Annotated in this window: 2 pseudogenes; both read left to right on the plus strand. The window is 54.4% G+C overall.

From position 1 onward, the window contains the following. A pseudogene (locus tag E5329_RS29030) lies at positions 1-419 on the plus strand (VirB4-like conjugal transfer ATPase, CD1110 family); the annotation flags it as partial. 36 nt (positions 420-455) lie between these two features. Next, positions 456-1509 (plus strand): annotated as a pseudogene (locus E5329_RS29035) (peptidase); the annotation flags it as partial.

Below are 1509 nucleotides of genomic sequence, written 5' to 3' on the forward strand. Positions count from 1 at the left end.
GGTTTAGAGCGGGGGAAAATCCGGAGATAACATCAAAGGATTACCTATCGCTATTCCTTTTGAAAGGCCAGACCGGGAGTTTCAGTGTGGAGATATGGAAACGGTTCAGGAAATGGGGCGGCATACCATCGGGCCTGACGCAGAATGTGAAGGACCTGCTGGCCTCCCGTGAGATCGAGAATATCTTTGAGAACTCGGATTTTATCTACATGCTGAACCAGGCCCAGGGAGACCGGCAGATTTTGGCGAAGCAGTTGGGAATTTCCCCGCATCAGCTTTCCTATGTGACCCATTCCGGCCCCGGCGAGGGGCTTCTGTTTTTCGGGAATGTGATTATCCCCTTTGTCGATCATTTTCCGAAGGACACTCTGTTATACAGTGTACTCACAACACGGCCTGATGAAGTGGCAGGTGTGTAAATTCCCGAAAAATAAAAATGACTGGAGGTGATAACAGTGCCGCGGGACAAAGAATTTCAGAGGAAAAAGAAAGATGCCCAGATGCCGGTCCGTGATTCCCACGGGGAGGAACGTATGGACACCCGGCAGAGCGAACAGGATTTTAACCTGCTGCGGGCCAGGGACGCCCCTTCTTCTTCGGGAACGGCCCGGAGCCGGAGGTATGAAACCGCAGCACAGCAGGCAGCGGATGATACACAGCCTTCCAAAGCGGATATACCGCAGCAGACGGATATTTCCATACCGGAACATTTGGAAGGCAGGGATATGGATTATGAGCCGGCACGGGCACCTGAAACACAAAACCCTCTGGAACCGGGAACTTCTGCACCGGAACCGCGCCGGAGGGATTTCAGATATGAGGATTCCCGGCGTGCGGATTCTGACAGTGGTAATTCTGGTACAGAACGCCACACACAGGGAGAACCCGGTCAGGCAGAACGCCGTTCCCGGATGCACCAGCATGGCAACAAATACCAGCAGCGTTTCCAGGAGGCGGCAAAAGCCGAGGAACCAAAGGAGAAACCGCCGGAGGCGGCCGAAGGAGAACCAAAACGGCCTTCCAAGCTGGAATTTACCGCTGACGAACTCCCACCAGAGGCAAAAGATACAAAGCTCACCAAAGCCCGGAGGAAAGCGGAACGGACAGCGGAAAAACTGGAGCAGGCGGAAAACCGTCTGCCTGCCCGCCGTAAGCTGCGGATGGAAACATCTTCTGATCCTGATACGGGTAAGGCCAAAAAACGCCTGAAATTTGAAAAGGAGGTAAAATCCCAGCGGGCCCATGTTAAAGGTCCCGTTCCGATGCGCCCGGTAAAGGCCGGCGCAAATACGGCTATCGGCTACGCCCATAAAAAGATTTACCAGGCGGAGAATGAAAATGTCGGCATTAAAGTGGCTCACCGCACCGAGCTTGTAAGTGAGTCGGGGCTGCGCATGGCATATCACAGGCATAAGACGGCGCCGTACCGCAGAGTGGCAAAATTACAGCAGAGGTCAGCCAGGGCCAATGCCCGGCTTGCCTACCGGCAGACCTTGCATGACAGCCCGG

It is taken from the genome of Petralouisia muris (assembly GCF_004793545.1).
GTDB classification, from domain to species: Bacteria; Bacillota; Clostridia; order Lachnospirales; family Lachnospiraceae; genus Petralouisia; species Petralouisia muris.